Source organism: Streptomyces sp. NPDC107522, assembly GCF_055657525.1.
Genome location: NZ_JBVKAU010000006.1, coordinates 530,116 through 546,603, shown reverse-complemented (window position 1 = coordinate 546,603; position 16,488 = coordinate 530,116). Strand labels below are relative to the sequence as shown.

Below are 16,488 nucleotides of genomic sequence, written 5' to 3'. Positions count from 1 at the left end.
CGGCTGATTTCGGCTATGAGGAGGTGGCGGCGACGTATGACGAGCATGTCGAGGGCGAGGGTGGCCCGGCGGATCGCGGCGGGCGCCGCGTACGGCGGAGGCGGGGTCGGACTGGCCGGGGCGGCGGCCGTCGGTCTGCTCCTGGCCGAGGTCCAGCTCGCCAAGCGCCACGTGGGAAACGGCACCGACAACCACGTCCCGAACGCGGACGGCCGCTACGGCCACACGTACGACACCCCCGGTGCGGCGCCGTTGCGCCTGACGATGCTGGGTGACTCGACGGCGGCGGGGCAGGGCGTGCACCGAGCGGGGCAGACGCCGGGTGCGCTGCTGGCCTCCGGCCTGGCGGCGGTGGCGGAACGCCCGGTCGTCCTGCGCAACGTCGCCCTGCCCGGGGCCCGCTCGGACGACCTGGACCGCCAGGTGGCCCTGGTGCTCGCCGATCCGGCCCTCGTGCCCGACGTCTGCGTGATCATGATCGGCGCGAACGACGTCACGAACCGTATGCCGCCGACGCGATCGGTCCGTCACCTGTCCGCTGCGGTACGGCGTCTGCGCACGGCCGGCGCGGAAGTGGTGGTCGGCACCTGCCCCGACCTCGGCACGATCGAGCCCGTCCAGCAGCCCCTGCGCTGGCTGGCCCGACGGGCCTCACGCCAGTTGGCGGCCGCCCAGACGATCGGCGTCGTCGAACAGGGCGGCCGTACGGTGTCGCTGGGCGACCTGCTGGGCCCTGAGTTCGCGGCGAACCCACGGGAGCTCTTCGGCCCCGACAACTACCACCCCTCGGCGGAGGGCTACGCCACGGCGGCGATGGCGGTCCTCCCGACGGTCTGCGCGGCCCTCGGCCTGTGGCCGGCGGAGGAGGAGCGCCCAGACGTCACCCGGCGCGAGGGCTTCCTGCCGGTGGCCCGTGCGGCGGCCGAGGCCGCGTCGGAGGCGGGCACGGAAGTCACGGCCGCCATGCCGACGGGACCGAAGGGGCCGTGGGCACTGCTGAAGAGGCGCCGCCGCCGCAGGGTCCCCGAGCCGGACCGGGCCCCGGCGACGCCGTCGCCGTGAAGGGGCGCGACGCCAGTACCGCGGCGAGATTTCGCCCCTGCCGCCCCTACCCGTCCCATCCTGAAGGGGCTCCGCCCCTTCCACCCCACCAGGGGGCTCCGCCCTCTGGACCCCCGCTCCTCAAACGCCGGAGGGCTGACCTACCAGCCCGTCCGGCGTTCGAGGACGAGCCCGGACCATCCCCAACCCCCACCCACCCGCAGGGGGCTCCGCCGCACAGGACCGGCGCTCACTTCCCAGCGCCGGCCCACATCATCCAGCCCGTCCGGCGTTTGAGGACAAGGCCCCTTCAAGGCCGAAGCGGGGGTCTGGGGGCGGCAGCCCCCAGGGACCGGGGTCGAAGGGGCGGGGCCCCTGGAGGACGGGACGGGTAGGGGCGGCGGGCAAGGAAAGCAAGCGCTTAGAAAATTGCGGCCAGGGTCACACACCAACACCCGTGACCTGGCCCGTACGTGCGGGTAACTTCCCCCACAGCCCTGCTGAAATCCCCGTACGCCAATGGAGCCGTGATGCCCGAAGCCGTGATCGTCTCGACCGCCCGCTCCCCCATCGGCCGCGCCTTCAAGGGCTCCCTCAAGGACCTGCGCCCGGACGACCTCACCGCCACGATCATCCAGGCCGCCCTCGCCAAGGTCCCCGAGCTCGACCCCAGGGACATCGACGACCTGATGCTCGGCTGTGGCCTCCCCGGCGGCGAGCAGGGCAACAACCTCGGCCGCATCGTCGCCGTACAGATGGGGATGGACCACCTCCCCGGCTGCACGATCACCCGCTACTGCTCCTCGTCGCTGCAGACCAGCCGCATGGCCCTGCACGCCATCAAGGCCGGCGAGGGCGACGTCTTCATCTCGGCGGGCGTGGAGATGGTCTCCCGCTTCACCAAGGGCAACTCCGACAGCCTGCCCGACACGCACAACCCCTTCTTCGCCGAGGCCGAGGCCCGCACCGCGGCCGTCGCCGAGCAGGAGGGCACCACCTGGCACGACCCGCGCGAGGACGGCCTCGTCCCCGACGCCTACATCGCGATGGGCCAGACCGCCGAGAACCTCGCCCGCTGGAAGGGCGTCACCCGCGAGGACATGGACGAGTTCGGCGTCCGCTCGCAGAACCTCGCCGAGGAAGCCATCAAGAACGGCTTCTGGGAGCGGGAGATCACCCCGGTCACGACCCCCGACGGCACGGTCGTCAGCAAGGACGACGGCCCCCGCGCCGGCGTCACCCTGGAGGGCGTGCAGGGCCTGAAGCCGGTCTTCCGCCCGGACGGGCTCGTCACCGCCGCCAACTGCTGCCCCCTCAACGACGGCGCCGCCGCGGTCGTCATCATGTCCGACACCAAGGCCCGCGAGCTCGGCCTCACCCCGCTCGCCCGCATCGTGTCGACCGGCGTCTCCGGCCTCTCCCCCGAGATCATGGGCCTCGGCCCGGTCGAGGCGAGCCGGCAGGCGCTGCGCCGCGCCGGCCTGACCATCGACGACATCGACCTGGTCGAGATCAACGAGGCGTTCGCCGCACAGGTGATCCCCTCCTACCGCGACCTGGGCATCGACATCGACAAGCTGAACGTCAACGGCGGCGCCATCGCCGTCGGCCACCCCTTCGGCATGACCGGTGCCCGCATCACCGGCACGCTCATCAACTCCCTCCAGTTCCACGACAAGCAGTTCGGTCTGGAGACGATGTGCGTCGGCGGCGGCCAGGGCATGGCGATGGTCATCGAGCGCCTGAGCTGACGACAGCGACCGGTCCCCTTGTGTAGTCAACTCACGACCCTGCGTGAGCCTTCGGCCCAGAACCCGGGAAACTCCAAGGTTCTGGGCCGATTTGTGATCCAATCTCCCCCAGGATGTGACCTATCTCCCTCCACAGAGGGATTTGCGCAGCTCAGAGCCGTTACACCACCGAACCCCAGGCCCAAAGACCTGTCCGTTTCGTGACGTTACGCACTGACAGCTGGATAGTCCGCCCTTCAAGCTGATGTAGGAAGTCGGGGGTCGACTTTGAACCGGGAGTACGTCAGTGAGCGCCATGCCGATCGCCTTGCTGCTCACCACGGCCGCCACCGGCGCCGTGGGCGTCGCCGTCCTGCGCACCCTCATGGTGCTGCGTCGACAGGTCGCGGCCCTGCACACCGAGCTGGCACAGAGCAACGCGGACGCAGCCCGCGGTCTCGTCCCACAGGCCCGCCTCTCCGCCGACGCCGATGAGATACGCGCCGCGGTGGCCGAGGCGCTCGCCGAGGAACGCGAGCGGGAGCTGGCCGAGGCGCGCGCCTTCTGGGCGGCCCAGGAGGCCCGTGACGCCTCCGACGCGCCGACGCTGCTGGGTCTGTCCGACAGCGAGCTGTTCCTGCCCCGGCAGGCCGATTTCGCGGGCCTGGAGCATCTGGAGCCGGTGACCGAGCCGACCGCGGACACGGACGAGTTCGCCGGGGAGTCCCCCGAGCTCGCCGCGGCCCGCCGCCGTCACCCCTCCCACCCGGACTTCGTGCCGGTCTCCTCACCGGCCGTGAACGACCACGAGCGCACGGTGGCCGCCCTCGAGGAGCTTGCCGCCTCCGCCACCGAACTGACCGACGTCCGACCCGGCCCCCTCGGCACGCTCGACGTCTACGTCTTCGCCGACGGCACCACCCTGTGCATGACCCCGGGCCACCGGGAGACGGCGGAGCGTCTGGCAGCGGCCCTGCGCGCGGGCGAGACGCCGGTACTGCTGGGCGGTTCGGGAGTGTCGGGTGCGTACACCCTGACGTTCGCGTGCGGTGAGGAGAGCGTCTACATCCTGGCCGACAGGGTCATAGCGAGCCTGTAGCTCTCGGCGCCGGGATGGAACGCCCCAAAGGGGCGCGGGGCTGGATCGATATGCGGCTCCGCCGCGTGGGCGCGACCAGCCCCCACGAACCCGCAGTCGCCGACGAGCCTCACACGCCCGCTCTCTTCTGCGCTTCCTCAACCAGCCGAACCGCATCAGAAACGTCGGCGTCAGTCTCAATCACCATTGCCAGGTCATGCACGGCGACGGTGACTTGATCAGCGGCGGCAAACATCCCCGCATCAGGCATCTCCCGAGGCTCGACCTCGGGCGCCTCCAGAACTTGCGCCCACCGAGCCAACTCCCTGGCCAGGCGCAGGGCCTCCGTCGCCGCACCCCTTTGCAGCCGGCTTTGCGGTGCCGCCCGCAACCGGTCGGCGAAGTGATCTACGGCTTGGGTCAGACGCGTCGTATCAACCACGCCGTGAGCGTACGCGACTGTTGCCAACGGGCGAACGCTCAGGCACGGTGACCTGAAGGACCGGCTTACATCCCCTTTGCGTCCGGAGGCGCCGATGTCCCACGTCCTCTCCGAGGAGACCCACCGCAATATGCTCGCCCGCATCCCCCACTGCACCGGTCGTGAAGTCTCCGACTGGCTCCGCACCGTAGAAGAAGGCCCGGCTCTCGTCCGCTTCGAGGAGAAGGTCAGCTGGCTTCGGCACGAATACGACCTCGCGTACGGCCACGCGAAGGCGATCGTCCACGAGTACGACCTGAGGAGGGCGGCGCGCAAATTCCTCTAGGCGCGCACAGACGACGAAGGGCCCCGGGATGCACCCGGGGCCCTTCGCTTACGACGGTGCTTCGACCGTGGGAGTTCAGTCGCTGCTGTTGAGGATCGAGATGAGCCTCAGGAACTCCATGTAGATCCACACCAGCGTCATCGTGAGACCGAAGGCCGCGAGCCAGGCCTCGTCGCGCGGCGCACCGTAGGCGATGCCGTCCTCGACCTGCTTGAAGTCCAGGGCGAGGAACGCGGCGCCGAGCAGGATGCCGACGACACCGAAGACGATGCCGAGCGGGCCGCTGCGGAAGCCGAGGCCGTCACCGCCGCCGAAGACGGCGAACAGCAGGTTGACCGCCATCAGCAGGATGAAGCCGAGCGCGGCCGCCATCACGAAGCCGTAGAACCGCCGGTTGACGCGGATCCAGCCCGCCTTGTACGCCACCAGGACGGCGGTGAAGACCGCCATCGTGCCGAGCACGGCCTGCATGGCCGCACCGCTGGCGATGTGCTCGTCGACGACGCTGGAGACGACGCCGAGGAAGACACCCTCGAGCGCGGCGTACGACAGGATGAGCGCCGGCGAGGCCTTGCGCTTGAAGGACTGCACGAGCGCCAGCACCATGCCGACCAGACCGGCGCCGATGGCGATGCCGTAGGACCGGTTGATGTTCTCGGCGTCGACCGGCAGCAGGAACCACGCGAGCGCGGCCGTGACGATCAGCGTGCCGAGCGTCGTGGCGGTGCGCAGGACGACGTCGTCCATCGTCATCCGGCCGGTGGTGGCCGGGGCCTGCGGCGGTGCGCCGTGCTGCAGGTCCTGCTGGGCGTACGGGTTCTGGGCGTAAGGGTTCTGCGCGTACGGGTTGCCGGCCTGCGGCTGGGCGTACGGGTTGCCCTGCGTGCCGACAGCGGCGCCCCCGGCCTGCGGCGCGGTGTTGAAGCCCGCGTAGCCGTTGTCGCGGCTGAACCCCCGTCGCGAGAAGACCGGGTTGCTGCTCCTCATTTCACTCCTCCATGGCCGCCGTGCGCGGCCTTGGCTCAAGAGTAATAGGTTGGCAAAGGATTGACCCTAGTACTTGGGGAGGATCTTTCCCTCGTCGTGTTGCGCAACACGCTACGCGGCCAGGTGATTCCCGGCCACGGAGGGGCTCATTCATGACCAACCTGGAACGTGGCCGGAACCGGTCGGAGATCACACCCTTACGCCACGCCTACGGTCACCCGAACGGGAACCCGGTGTAGCCCTCGGCGAGGTCGGTCTCGGCCGCCCTCGACCCCGTGAGCCGCTCCAGTCGCGCCAGCTGGATCCGGTCCTCGAAGGGCGTGGCGTCGGGGGCGCGGTGCAGCAGCGTCGTCATGTCGTAGGAGAACCGCTCGGCCTGCCAGACGCGGCGCAGACAGGTCTCGGAGTAGGCGTCGAGCAGCTCCGCCGAACCGGTCTCCTTTTCGTACGTCAGTGCCCGCGCGAAGGTGACGACGTCCCCGACGGCCAGATTCAGTCCCTTCGCGCCCGTCGGCGGCACGATGTGCGCCGCGTCGCCGGCGAGGAAGAGGCGGCCGTACCGCATGGGCTCGTGGACGTAGGACCGCATGGGCGTGACCGACTTCTGGGTGATGGGGCCGCGCTCCAGGCGCCAGTCGTCGGCGGTCTCGAAGCGGCGTTCCAGCTCGTCCCAGATCGCCTCGTCGCTCCACTCCTCCGCGTCCGTGCCCTCGGGCACCTGGAGGTAGAGGCGGGAGACGGACGGGGAGCGCATGGACAGCAGGGCGAAGCCGCGGTCGTGGCGGGCGTAGACCAGCTCGTCGTGCGAGGGGGCGACGTCGGCGAGGATGCCGAGCCAGCCGAAGGGGTACGTCCGCTCGAAGACCTGGGTCAGTTCGGCTGGTATCGCTCCCCGGGACACGCCCCAGAAGCCGTCGCAGCCGACGACGTAGTCGCACTCCAGGACGTCCTCGCGGCCCTCGTGCCGGAAGCGGATCCGCGGGCCGGCGGTGTCCGCGCCCTCCACCGCGAGTGCCTCCGCCTGGAACAGCAGCGGGCCGCCCTCCTTGAGCTGGAGGGCGATGAGGTCCTTGCAGACCTCGGTCTGGGCGTAGACCATCACCGACCGGCCGCCGGTGAGGGCGGGGAAGTCGACGCGGTGGCGCTTCCTGTCGAAGCGGAGCTCTATGCCGTCGTGGCGCAGGCCCTCGCGGTCCATGCGCTCCCCGGCACCGGCCGCGCCCAGCACGTCCACCGTGCCCTGCTCCAGGATTCCGGCGCGCTGGCGGTGCTCGACGTAGGCGCGGTCGCGGCTCTCCAGGACGACCGAGTCGATGCCGGCGTTGTGGAGCAACCGGGCGAGGAGGAGGCCGGCGGGGCCCGCTCCGATGATGCCGACGGCGGTGCGCATCGGTCGCTTCCCTTCGTTCATCTGATCGCCCATCCGCACTCGTTCGTCAGGTGAAGTTTTATTCACCATTTCCTGACGTGAGTCTCCGGCCACGCACCCCCGCTGTCAACGGTTGTGCGTGAACTCTTGAAGAGAGGACGAAGATCGGAAGTGCCCAGAGCCGGACTTGAACCGGCACGCCCGCGAAGGGGCAGCGAGGTTTAAGCTCGCCGTGTCTGCATTCCACCATCTGGGCAGGCCATGGGCTCCGCATCGAGGTTCCGAGCCTATCGGGATGCTTCCCCCGAACAGCGGACGGGCGGACCGATGTTGTCTTATTTTATTGACGTCTGAGGGTGCATCAGCCCATGGAACGGGCCATCCGCACTTGCCAATAGCCTTACGTGCGGCGGTCGGCGGCGCATACGGAATGACGGAATTTCACCGTCCGAACGAGGACGCTCCACCTGTTCCCGACGTGAACACCCGTCAGGGTTCACCGTCATCCTCAGGTATGACTCGGGCCTGCCCGGTCCATCCGCAGTCTGCCTTCGGAACCGGAACAGCGACTGACTACACGGCGGCCCTCGGCCAGGACGATGGATGACGTCCTTCGAACACGTCGTCGTCCTTCAGGAGCGTTCCTCTCGTGACCACCGCATCCATCGCCGGCCGGGCCACCGCCGTGGCCGCGCGTGCCACGGATCTGTCGAAGATCTACGGACAGGGCGAGACCCAGGTGGTCGCCCTCGACCGGGTCTCCGTCGAGTTCCGGCAGGCCGAGTTCACCGCGATCATGGGCCCCTCCGGCTCCGGCAAGTCCACGCTGATGCACTGCGTGGCAGGGCTGGACACCTTCTCCTCCGGTTCCGTGCGCATCGGCGACACCGAGTTGGGCTCCCTGAAGGACAAGCAGCTCACCAAGTTGCGCCGGGACAAGATCGGCTTCATCTTCCAGGCGTTCAACCTGCTGCCCACGCTGACCGCGCTGGAGAACATCACCCTCCCGATGGACATCGCGGGCCGCAAGGCTGACAAGCAGTGGCTGGATTCGGTCATCCGGATGGTGGGCCTCGCCGATCGCCTCCGCCACCGTCCCGCCCAGCTCTCCGGCGGCCAGCAGCAGCGCGTCGCCGTCGCCCGCGCGCTCGCCTCCAAGCCCGAGATCATCTTCGGCGACGAGCCCACCGGAAACCTCGACTCCCGCTCCGGCGCCGAGGTGCTGGGCTTCCTGCGCAACTCCGTACGGGAGTTGGGGCAGACCGTGGTGATGGTGACCCACGACCCGGTGGCCGCCGCGTACGCGGACCGCGTGGTCTTCCTCGCCGACGGCCGGATCGTCGACGAGATGTACCGGCCGACCGCGGACAACGTGCTCGACTTCATGAAGCAGTTCGACGCGAAGGGCCGCACCAGCTGATGTTCCGCACCGCCCTGCGCAACGTACTCGCGCACAAGGCCCGCCTGTTGATGACCGTGCTCGCCGTGATGCTCGGCGTCGCGTTCGTCTCCGGCACCCTGGTCTTCGCCGACACCCTCTCCAACGCCTTCCGCAACCAGTCGGCGAAGAGCTACGACGACGTCGCCGTCGCCGTCACCTCGCACGCCGACCCGGACAACCCCGAGGAAGAGCCCGGCCTCTCCCGGAAGACCCTCGACAAGATCTCCGCCGTGGACGGCGTCGCCGGCGTGTACGGCCGCGTCGAGGGCTTCGCCGGGGTCGCCGACCCCGACGGGAAGCTGATCGGCGTCGGCTGGTCCAACAAGGGCTCCAACTTCGCCCCCGGCAAGGACGGCAAGGACACCGCGTACACGTTCACCGACGGCTCCGGCCCGGTGAAGGACGATCAGATCGCCCTGGACGAGGAGTCCGCGGCCAAGGGCGAGTACCAGGTCGGCGACCGGGTGCGGGTCGCGACCAACGGCCCGGTGAAGGAGTACACCCTCAGCGGTGTGTTCACCACCGAGGACGGCGCCGTGAACGCCGGCGGCAGCCTCGTCCTCTTCGACACCGCGGTCGCCCAGAAGCAGTACCTCAAGCCGGGCTACTTCGAGAGCGTCACCGTCACCGCCGCCCCCGGCGCGGACGACGCGAAGATCCTGGCCGCGGTCAAGCCACTGCTGCCGGACGCCGCCGACGCTCAGACCGGCCAGGCGCTCGCGGACGAGCAGGCCGAGCAGATCGAGCAGGGTCTGGGCAATCTCAAGCAGGTCCTGCTGGGCTTCGCGGGCATCGCGCTGTTCGTCGGGATCTTCCTGATCTCCAACACCTTCACGATGCTGGTCGCCCAGCGCACCAAGGAGATCGCCCTGATGCGCGCCGTCGGTGCGTCGCGCAAGCAGATCACCCGCTCGGTGCTCGCCGAGGCCGCGGTGGTGGGCCTGGTCGCCTCCCTGATCGGCTTCGTACTCGGTATCGGTCTCGCGGTCGGTCTGCGGTCCGGAATGGCCGCGTTCGAGATGAAGATCCCGGGTGGCCCGCTGATCGTCTCCGCCACGCCGGTGCTCGCCGCGATCGGCGTCGGTGTGCTGATCACGATGCTCGCCGCCTGGTTGCCCGGCCGACGGGCCGCGAAGATCCCGCCGGTGGCGGCCATGAACAGCGTCCACGCGGTGGCCACCACCAAGTCGCTGGTCGTGCGCAACTCCATCGGCGCGGCCATCACCGCCCTCGGCTCGGCCGCGATCGTCGCGGGTGCCTCGGCCGGCGGCGACGACGGCCGGATGTACATCGGGGCGGGCGCGTTCTTCGCGCTGGTCGGCGTGATCATCCTGATCCCGCTGCTCTCCCGGCCCGTGATCGCGCTCGTCCGTCCGCTGCTCGTCGGCCCCTTCGGGGTGTCCGGCAAGCTGGCCGGCCAGAACGCGGTCCGCAATCCGCGCCGTACCGGAGCCACCGCCTCGGCGCTGGCGATCGGACTGACGCTGGTGACCGGCCTGTCGGTGCTCGGCATCACCGTCGGCACGGCCATCGACAAGATGACCACGGACAACATCAAGGCCGACTACATGGTCTCGATGGCGAACGGCGGCGACCTCGACCAGTCCGCGCTGACGGCGCTGGAGAAGGCCAAGGGCGTCTCGGCGGTCTCGCCGCAGCAGGACGTCTACTTCCAGACCGGTGACGACGACTACGTGTCCGCCTCGGCGGTCACGCCGGGCGACATCCAGCAGGTCCTGAACGTCGACGTCGTCAGCGGCAACGTCGACTCGCTCGCCAAGGGTGAGATCGCGGTCGCCGAGAAGACGGCGAAGAGCAAGGGCTGGAAGCCCGGCGACAGCGTCCCCGTCACCTTCGCCGACGAGAAGAAGGCCACGCTGACCGTCGGCGCCGTCTACAAGGACAGCGAGTTCCTCTCCCCCGTCCTCATCGACTCCGAGATCGTGAACCGGCACGAGGCGAAGCCGTCCATCCGGCAGATCTTCGTGAAGGTGGACGGCGGCCAGTCCTCGGCGAACGAGAAGGTCCTCATCGACGCGCTGGGCGACAACCCCGCGATCACGGTCATGGACCGGCAGGACATCCGCAACGAGTTCGGCGGCGCCATCAACACCATGCTGAACATCATGTACGGCCTGCTGGCGATGGCCCTGATCATCGCGGTGCTGGGCGTCGTCAACACCCTCGCGATGTCGGTCTTCGAACGGCAGCAGGAGATCGGCATGCTGCGTGCGATCGGTCTCGACCGGCGCCGGGTGAAGCGGATGGTCCGGCTGGAGGCCGTGGTCATCTCGGTGTTCGGCGCGGTCGTCGGCATCGGTCTCGGCTCGTTCCTCGGCTGGGCGATCGGCGAGACCATCGCGGACCAGATCCCGGGCTACGCGCTGGTCCTGCCCTGGGACCGGATCGGCATCTTCCTGGTGCTGGCCGGACTGGTGGGCGTCCTGGCCGCGATGTGGCCGGCCCGCAACGCCGCGAGGCTGAACATGCTGAACGCGATCAAGGCGGAATAGCCGTACGAGCTCATGGGCCCCGTTCCCGGCAGGGAGCGGGGCCCTCGGCGTTTCAGCCCCAGGTACGGGCCCGCAGCGGCATCCCCGAGTCACCGGAATCGGGTGTTCTGACGGCCAGCACCTGGTTGACCCCGATGCGGTTGCGCTCGAAGGCGAGCGCGGAGGCGGCCATGTACAGCCGCCAGACGCGGGCCCGGCCGGGGCTGGTGAGCCTGACGGCCCGGGCCCAGTCGGCCTCCAGGTTGGCGACCCAGCGGCGCAGGGTCAGGGCGTAGTGCTCACGGATCGACTCCACGTCGCGCACCTCGAAGCCGGCGCGTTCGAGTTGGGTGACGGTGGTGCCGATGGGCTGGAGCTCGCCGTCGGGGAAGACGTAGGAGTCGATGAACGCGTCGACCTCGTACGAGGATTCGTCCCGCTGCGGCCGCCGCCCGATCTGGTGGTTGAGCAACCGCCCCCCGGGCTTCAGGAGCCGGTACAGCACATCGCAGTACTCCAGGTACCGCTCGGCGCCGACGTGTTCGGCCATGCCGATGGACGAGATGGCTTCGTACGGCCCGTCGGTGACATCCCGGTAGTCCTGTACGCGGATCTCCACCTTGTCGGTGAGCCCCTCGTCGGCGACGCGCTTGCGGGCGTAGGCCGCCTGCTCCTGGGAGAGGGTGATGCCGACGACGTTCACGCCGTACTCACGGGCGGCGTGGATGGCCATGGAACCCCAGCCGCAGCCGACGTCGAGCAGCCGCACGCCGGATCGGAGGGCCAGCTTGCGGCAGATGAGGTCGAGTTTGTCGCGCTGGGCGTCTTCGAGGGTGCCGTGCGGGGGCGGGGCCGGCCAGTAGGCGCAGGAGTACACCATGGACGGCCCGAGGACGATCTCGTAGAAGTCGTTTCCGACGTCGTAGTGGTGGCTGATGGCGCGCTTGTCGGTGCGCTTGGTGTGCAGATGGGCTCGCTGCCGGCGGACCTCCTCCGGGGGCGGGGCGGGCGGCAGCGGAAGTCCGCCGAGCTTGACGAGCCCGCGGACGCCGGCGCGCACCTCGGGGTCACGCAGGGACTCCACCAGCCCGCGGGCGTCCTCCCCCCGCTCCCACACCAGTCCCGCGAGCACATCGAGGGCCGCGTACAGATCCCCCTCGATGTCGAGGTCCCCGGCGACCCAGGCCCGGGCGAGCCCCAGCTCACCCGGCTTCCACAGCAGCCGGCGCACCGCACGCCGGTTCCGTACGACGAGAGTCGGCGCGCCCGGCGGCCCCGCCTGCGAACCGTCCCAGGCGCGGATGCGCACCGGGAGCGGGGCTCCCAGCACCTGTTCGAGAAGACCCTTCAGTCGCACCGCGGCGTCGGCCATGGCGCACACCTCCGTGGAGAGGAGATCCCGGAATGTCCAACACCACGTAAACACCTGAGGGGCTCGGAAACAGTCCCCCATGCGCGTTGTTTTGGCCCGTCCGGCGTTTGAGGACGAGGCCCTTTGGGCCGAAGGGGGGTCTGGGGGCGCAGCCCCCAGGGACAGCAACCACCGCGCCCGGGAAAGCCGAAGGACCTCCCGCACCACGGATGGCGGAAGGTCCTTCGGTCAGTTCAGCGACCGGAGAAGGTCAGGAGGCCTTCGCCTCGGTCTTCTCCGGCTTGGGCGCCGCAGGCATCGGCTTGGCCGCCTCGTAGAACTCCTCGCGCGGAGTCTCGAGGGCGCCCAGCGCCACGACCTCGCGCTTGAGGAACATGCCGAGGGTCCAGTCGGCGAAGACGCGGATCTTGCGGTTCCACGTCGGCATCGCCAGGCCGTGGTAGCCACGGTGCATGTACCAGGCGAGACGGCCCTTGAGCTTGATCTTCATCTTGCCCATGACGATCATCGCCACGCCCTTGTGCAGGCCGAGACCGGCCACCGCACCCTTGTTGGCGTGCTCGTAGTCCTTCTGCGGGAAGCCCCGCATGCCGGAGATCACGTTGTCGCCGAGGACGCGGGCCTGGCGCAGCGCGTGCTGGGCGTTCGGCGGGCACCAGGCGTTCTCGTTGCCCGCCTTGCGGCCGACGAGGTCCGGGACCTGGGCGTTGTCGCCCGCGGCCCAGATGTAGTCGGTGCCCTTGACCTGGAGCGTGGTCTCGCAGTCGACGTGGCCACGGGGGCCGAGGGGCAGACCGAAGCGGCCGAGGGCCGGGTTGGGCTTGACGCCGGCGGTCCACACGATCGTGTTGGAGTCGACCTCGAGCCCGTTCTTCAGCACGACGTGGCCGTCGACGCAGGAGTCCATGGAGGTGGAGAGGTAGACCTCGACCCCGCGCGCCTCCAGGTGCTCCTTGCCGTACTGGCCGAGCTTGGGGCCGACCTCGGGCAGGATCTTGTCAGCGGCGTCGACGAGGATGAACCGCATGTCCTCACGGGACACGTTGTTGTAGTACTTCGCCGCGTCGCGGGCCATGTCCTCGACCTCGCCGATGGTCTCCGCGCCCGCGAAGCCACCGCCGATGAAGACGAAGGTGAGCGCCTTGCGGCGGATCTCCTCGTCGGTCGTGGAGTCGGCCTTGTCCAGCTGCTCCAGCACGTGGTTGCGCAGGCCGATGGCCTCCTCGATGCCCTTCATGCCGATGCCCTGCTCGGCGAGGCCGGGGATCGGGAAGGTGCGGGAGACCGCGCCGAGCGCGATCACCAGGTAGTCGAAGGGCAGCTCGTACGCCTCGCCGACCAGCGGGGCGATCGTGGCGACCTTGCGGTCCTGGTCGATGGTGGTGACCCGGCCGGTGAGGACCTCCGCCTTGGGCAGCACGCGTCGCAGCGGGACGACGACGTGGCGCGGGGAGATGCTGCCGGCGGCGGTTTCGGGGAGGAAGGGCTGGTAGGTCATGTACGACCGGGGGTCGACGACCGTGACGGTCGCCTCGCCGTAGCGCATCTTCTTGAGAATGCGCCGAGCTGCGTACAGGCCTACGTACCCACCGCCTACTACGAGGATCCTGGGACGCTCCGTGGTGCTCATGCCATCGAGTATCCACCCGCCTCAGGGGGGTCGCTCGTGCGCCCCTTCACAAGCTCTTGCAGGCCCTGTGCTACACTCCCCGGCCCGCGTGACGCAGGTCATGGTCACGATCGGGAACCCGACTCCGGCACAACCCGTTGTCAATGCCGCGTGAGCTGCCTCTCTGGCTCTACGGACCCCCTGTGAGCGACCGGAAACACCTTCCGCGAACGACTCCCCGAAGCCCTCTTACACCGCCCGTCTGAACATGTTCAAGGGCCTGTTCACCCCTCGGAAGGGTCAACCAGCCTGCATCCGCGCTTCTACAGGGCCGAATTCCTTGTGAAGAACTTCACGAACTTTCTTCGACGGGCGCCGCGAAGGGGTCGCACGAGGCTCAGAAAGGGGCTCGCAGGCCCCCCTGGGGAGCGCTCATACGCTAGCCGACCTGCTCAACCGGCGGCTACCGCCCAGTAATAAACGAGACGCGAACCACCCTCCGGCGGCGACCTGGATCACCGTTCACCCGTCGGCCAGATTCCGCGTCACCCGTCAGCCACATTCCGCGCGCGCATGGACAGATGTGTGCATAGCGTGCAGCCATGATCACTCCACAGAAGGCCCTCAAGCGGGCCACCGCTCGAATAGTGTCGGTCAGCGCTGCCCTCGGCATCGCTCTCGCAGCAGGGGCCGCGACGGCCGCAACCGCCGCCGCCGCACCCGCTTCCCCCGTCACCAAGTCCGTGGCTGCCGGCGGCCACGAACACGGTCACCACCACGGCCACCACGGCCACCACGGTGGCGACGACGGGTGCGTAGGCCTACTCGTCCTCATCTGCAACTGACGGACAACCTGCACCGGTTGCGACAAACGGCCCCGATACCTCCACGAGGTACCGGGGCCGTGCCATGTCACCGCGCGTCAGTCAGTCGGCGCGCCTGCCCTCGTCCGCGTCCTCCGCCACCTTGAAGGCGATGCCGTCGAGGATGTCGTGCTCGCTCACCACGACCTCCTCGGCGCCGATCCGCTCCATGATCGCGAGCAGCACCAGCGCGCCCGCGGCGATGACGTCAACTCGCCCCGGATGCATGGACGGTACGGCCGCCCGCTCCGCGTGGGTCGAGTGCAGCAGCCACTCGGTGATCTCCCGGACCCGGTCGTGTCCGATCCGTGAGTGGTGGATGCGGGTCGAGTCGTACTCGGGCAGCTCCTGGGCGATCGCCGACACCGTGGTCACGGACCCGGCGAGCCCCACCAGCGTGCGCGCCTCACGCAGCGGCACCGTCTCCTCGGCGAGGTCGAGGGCCGCCTCGATGTCGGCCCGCATCGCCGCGATCTGCTCCTCGGAAGGCGGGTCGGAGACGACCCCGCCCTGCGCCAGATGACGCTCGGTCATCCGCACGCAGCCGACGTCCACGGAGCGCGCCGCGCGGACGTGCTCCTCACCGACGACGAACTCGGTCGAGCCACCGCCGATGTCCACGACCAGGTAGGGCTTGGGGAGGTGGTCGTGTTCCGCCAGCTCCTTCGTCGCGCCCGTGAAGGAGAACTCCGCCTCCTGATCCCCGGTGATGACCTCGGGCTCGACCCCCAGGATGTCCATGACACCCCGCACGAACTCGTCCCGGTTCTCGGCGTCCCGGGACGCGGACGTGGCGACGAAGCGCAGCCGCTCGGCGCCGTGCTCCTTGATGATCGCCGCGTACTCACGGCAGGCGGCGAAGGTGCGCTCCAGTGCCTCGGGAGCGAGCCGGCCGGTCCGGTCGACGCCCTGCCCGAGCCGCACGATGGTCATACGGCGGTCCAGATCGACCAGTTCACCGCTCTCCGGGTGCACGTCGGCGACGAGGAGCCGGATGGAGTTGGTACCGCAGTCGATGGCGGCGACGCGGGTCATGGCGGGGCCCTTCTGTGATCACGAGAACTTCTCGACGCCGGTCAGCGTCTTTCAGCCCGTCCGGCGTTTGACGACGAGGCCCCTTCAGGGCCGACGGGGATCCAGGGGGCGGAGCCCCTTCAGGATGGGACGGGTAGGGGCGGCGGGGGCGAGATCACTCGGCCGGAACCACACACGGCCCCTTGCGCCACCACTCCGGCAGCATCGCAATGGCCTCGTCCCCCAGCGGATTCACCCCGGGCCCGGCAGCCAACGAGTGCGCCACCAGCACATGCAGACACTTCACCCGATCCGGCATCCCACCCGCGCTCGGAAACCCGGTCAGCTCCTCGATCTCGTCCCGGCGCCGGATGTAGTCCTCGTGCGCGGCACGGTACGCGGCGGCGAGTTCCGGGTCGGTCTCCAGCCGGGCCGTCATCTCCTTCATCACCCCGTTCGCCTCCAGCGTCCCGATCGCGGAGTTCGCCTTCGGGCACGTCAGGTAGTACAGCGTCGGGAAGGGCGTGCCGTCGGGCAGCCGCGGTGCCGTCTCCACGACGTCCGGCTGACCGCACGGGCATCGGTGGGCGATGGCGCGCAGCCCGCGCGGCGGGCGTCCGAGCTGCTGCTTGAAGGCCTCGATGTCCGAGTCGGTCGGCTCGGTGCGCGGGGTGGCGGGCGGGGGCGTTTCCATGCCTGTACGAAAGTCTCTCTAAGGTGTCTGT

Annotated in this window: 14 protein-coding genes and 1 tRNA gene; 7 read left to right on the top strand and 8 right to left on the bottom strand. The window is 69.4% G+C overall.

Going from position 1 to position 16,488, the window contains the following annotated elements:
• The first annotated feature begins 36 nt into the window (after positions 1-36).
• The 3 genes from ACZ7L6_RS22795 (at position 37) to ACZ7L6_RS22785 (ending at position 3,870) form a co-directional block, all read left to right on the top strand.
• Complete coding sequence (locus tag ACZ7L6_RS22795) at positions 37-1,062, top strand: SGNH/GDSL hydrolase family protein (RefSeq protein ID WP_471926647.1); 1,026 nt, start codon at positions 37-39, stop codon at positions 1,060-1,062.
• A gap of 509 nt (positions 1,063-1,571) precedes the next feature.
• Complete coding sequence (locus ACZ7L6_RS22790; protein WP_471926645.1) at positions 1,572-2,792, top strand: acetyl-CoA C-acetyltransferase; 1,221 nt, start codon at positions 1,572-1,574, stop codon at positions 2,790-2,792.
• A 295-nt stretch (positions 2,793-3,087) separates the two neighbouring features.
• A complete protein-coding gene (locus ACZ7L6_RS22785; RefSeq protein ID WP_471926825.1) occupies positions 3,088-3,870 on the top strand; it encodes a hypothetical protein in 783 nt (260 codons plus the stop codon).
• A 109-nt stretch (positions 3,871-3,979) separates the two neighbouring features.
• Here the strand turns inward: ACZ7L6_RS22785 and ACZ7L6_RS22780 are convergent, their stop codons facing one another.
• Positions 3,980-4,291 carry a hypothetical protein gene (locus ACZ7L6_RS22780; RefSeq protein WP_471926643.1) on the bottom strand — a complete coding sequence of 104 codons (312 nt, stop codon included), beginning with the start codon at positions 4,289-4,291 and terminating at the stop codon, positions 3,980-3,982.
• Between the two features lie 94 nt (positions 4,292-4,385).
• Between ACZ7L6_RS22780 and ACZ7L6_RS22775 the strand changes: the two genes are divergently transcribed.
• Positions 4,386-4,616, top strand: coding sequence for a DUF4287 domain-containing protein (locus ACZ7L6_RS22775; protein WP_030049879.1), 231 nt, complete (start codon positions 4,386-4,388; stop codon positions 4,614-4,616).
• A 75-nt stretch (positions 4,617-4,691) separates the two neighbouring features.
• Here the strand turns inward: ACZ7L6_RS22775 and ACZ7L6_RS22770 are convergent, their stop codons facing one another.
• From ACZ7L6_RS22770 to ACZ7L6_RS22760, 3 genes are all read right to left on the bottom strand, one after another.
• Positions 4,692-5,603 (bottom strand): Bax inhibitor-1/YccA family protein, encoded by a 912-nt coding sequence (locus ACZ7L6_RS22770; protein WP_471926641.1) that lies wholly within the window; start codon positions 5,601-5,603, stop codon positions 4,692-4,694.
• 214 nt (positions 5,604-5,817) lie between these two features.
• Entirely contained in the window at positions 5,818-6,993 is a 1,176-nt protein-coding gene (locus ACZ7L6_RS22765; RefSeq protein WP_471926639.1) for a 4-hydroxybenzoate 3-monooxygenase, read from the bottom strand.
• Positions 6,994-7,144: 151 nt separating this feature from the next.
• A tRNA-Leu gene (locus tag ACZ7L6_RS22760) sits at positions 7,145-7,228 on the bottom strand.
• A 393-nt stretch (positions 7,229-7,621) separates the two neighbouring features.
• Here ACZ7L6_RS22760 and ACZ7L6_RS22755 point away from each other — a divergent pair.
• Positions 7,622-8,392 (top strand): ABC transporter ATP-binding protein, encoded by a 771-nt coding sequence (locus ACZ7L6_RS22755; RefSeq protein ID WP_471926637.1) that lies wholly within the window; start codon positions 7,622-7,624, stop codon positions 8,390-8,392.
• Positions 8,392-10,926 (top strand): ABC transporter permease, encoded by a 2,535-nt coding sequence (locus ACZ7L6_RS22750; protein WP_471926635.1) that lies wholly within the window; start codon positions 8,392-8,394, stop codon positions 10,924-10,926. The genes ACZ7L6_RS22755 and ACZ7L6_RS22750 overlap by 1 nt, the downstream gene beginning before the upstream one ends.
• Before the next feature lie 52 nt (positions 10,927-10,978).
• Here ACZ7L6_RS22750 and ACZ7L6_RS22745 read toward each other — a convergent pair whose 3' ends face one another.
• A complete protein-coding gene (locus tag ACZ7L6_RS22745; RefSeq protein WP_471926633.1) occupies positions 10,979-12,277 on the bottom strand; it encodes a class I SAM-dependent methyltransferase in 1,299 nt (432 codons plus the stop codon).
• A 250-nt stretch (positions 12,278-12,527) separates the two neighbouring features.
• Positions 12,528-13,907 (bottom strand): NAD(P)/FAD-dependent oxidoreductase, encoded by a 1,380-nt coding sequence (locus ACZ7L6_RS22740; RefSeq protein ID WP_471926631.1) that lies wholly within the window; start codon positions 13,905-13,907, stop codon positions 12,528-12,530.
• A 581-nt stretch (positions 13,908-14,488) separates the two neighbouring features.
• Between ACZ7L6_RS22740 and ACZ7L6_RS22735 the strand changes: the two genes are divergently transcribed.
• Positions 14,489-14,731, top strand: coding sequence for a hypothetical protein (locus ACZ7L6_RS22735; protein WP_471926629.1), 243 nt, complete (start codon positions 14,489-14,491; stop codon positions 14,729-14,731).
• 81 nt (positions 14,732-14,812) lie between these two features.
• On the opposite strand, the gene ACZ7L6_RS22730 is transcribed toward ACZ7L6_RS22735, so the two are convergent.
• Positions 14,813-15,784 carry a Ppx/GppA phosphatase family protein gene (locus tag ACZ7L6_RS22730; protein WP_471926627.1) on the bottom strand — a complete coding sequence of 324 codons (972 nt, stop codon included), beginning with the start codon at positions 15,782-15,784 and terminating at the stop codon, positions 14,813-14,815.
• Between the two features lie 154 nt (positions 15,785-15,938).
• A complete protein-coding gene (locus ACZ7L6_RS22725; RefSeq protein ID WP_471926625.1) occupies positions 15,939-16,457 on the bottom strand; it encodes a DUF501 domain-containing protein in 519 nt (172 codons plus the stop codon).
• Between the last annotated feature and the right edge of the window lie 31 nt (positions 16,458-16,488).

Bases quoted from the DNA above. Each gene is read 5' to 3' on its own strand.
- ACZ7L6_RS22730 (WP_471926627.1), bottom strand. From the start codon at position 15,784: ATGACCCGCGTCGCCGCCATCGACTGCGGTACCAACTCCATCCGGCTC.
- ACZ7L6_RS22745 (WP_471926633.1), bottom strand. From the start codon at position 12,277: ATGGCCGACGCCGCGGTGCGACTGAAGGGTCTTCTCGAACAGGTGCTG.
- ACZ7L6_RS22770 (WP_471926641.1), bottom strand. From the start codon at position 5,603: ATGAGGAGCAGCAACCCGGTCTTCTCGCGACGGGGGTTCAGCCGCGAC.
- ACZ7L6_RS22725 (WP_471926625.1), bottom strand. From the start codon at position 16,457: ATGGAAACGCCCCCGCCCGCCACCCCGCGCACCGAGCCGACCGACTCG.
- ACZ7L6_RS22765 (WP_471926639.1), bottom strand. From the start codon at position 6,993: ATGCGCACCGCCGTCGGCATCATCGGAGCGGGCCCCGCCGGCCTCCTC.
- ACZ7L6_RS22735 (WP_471926629.1), top strand. From the start codon at position 14,489: ATGATCACTCCACAGAAGGCCCTCAAGCGGGCCACCGCTCGAATAGTG.
- ACZ7L6_RS22775 (WP_030049879.1), top strand. From the start codon at position 4,386: ATGTCCCACGTCCTCTCCGAGGAGACCCACCGCAATATGCTCGCCCGC.
- ACZ7L6_RS22750 (WP_471926635.1), top strand. From the start codon at position 8,392: ATGTTCCGCACCGCCCTGCGCAACGTACTCGCGCACAAGGCCCGCCTG.
- ACZ7L6_RS22795 (WP_471926647.1), top strand. From the start codon at position 37: ATGACGAGCATGTCGAGGGCGAGGGTGGCCCGGCGGATCGCGGCGGGC.
- ACZ7L6_RS22740 (WP_471926631.1), bottom strand. From the start codon at position 13,907: ATGAGCACCACGGAGCGTCCCAGGATCCTCGTAGTAGGCGGTGGGTAC.
- ACZ7L6_RS22785 (WP_471926825.1), top strand. From the start codon at position 3,088: ATGCCGATCGCCTTGCTGCTCACCACGGCCGCCACCGGCGCCGTGGGC.
- ACZ7L6_RS22790 (WP_471926645.1), top strand. From the start codon at position 1,572: ATGCCCGAAGCCGTGATCGTCTCGACCGCCCGCTCCCCCATCGGCCGC.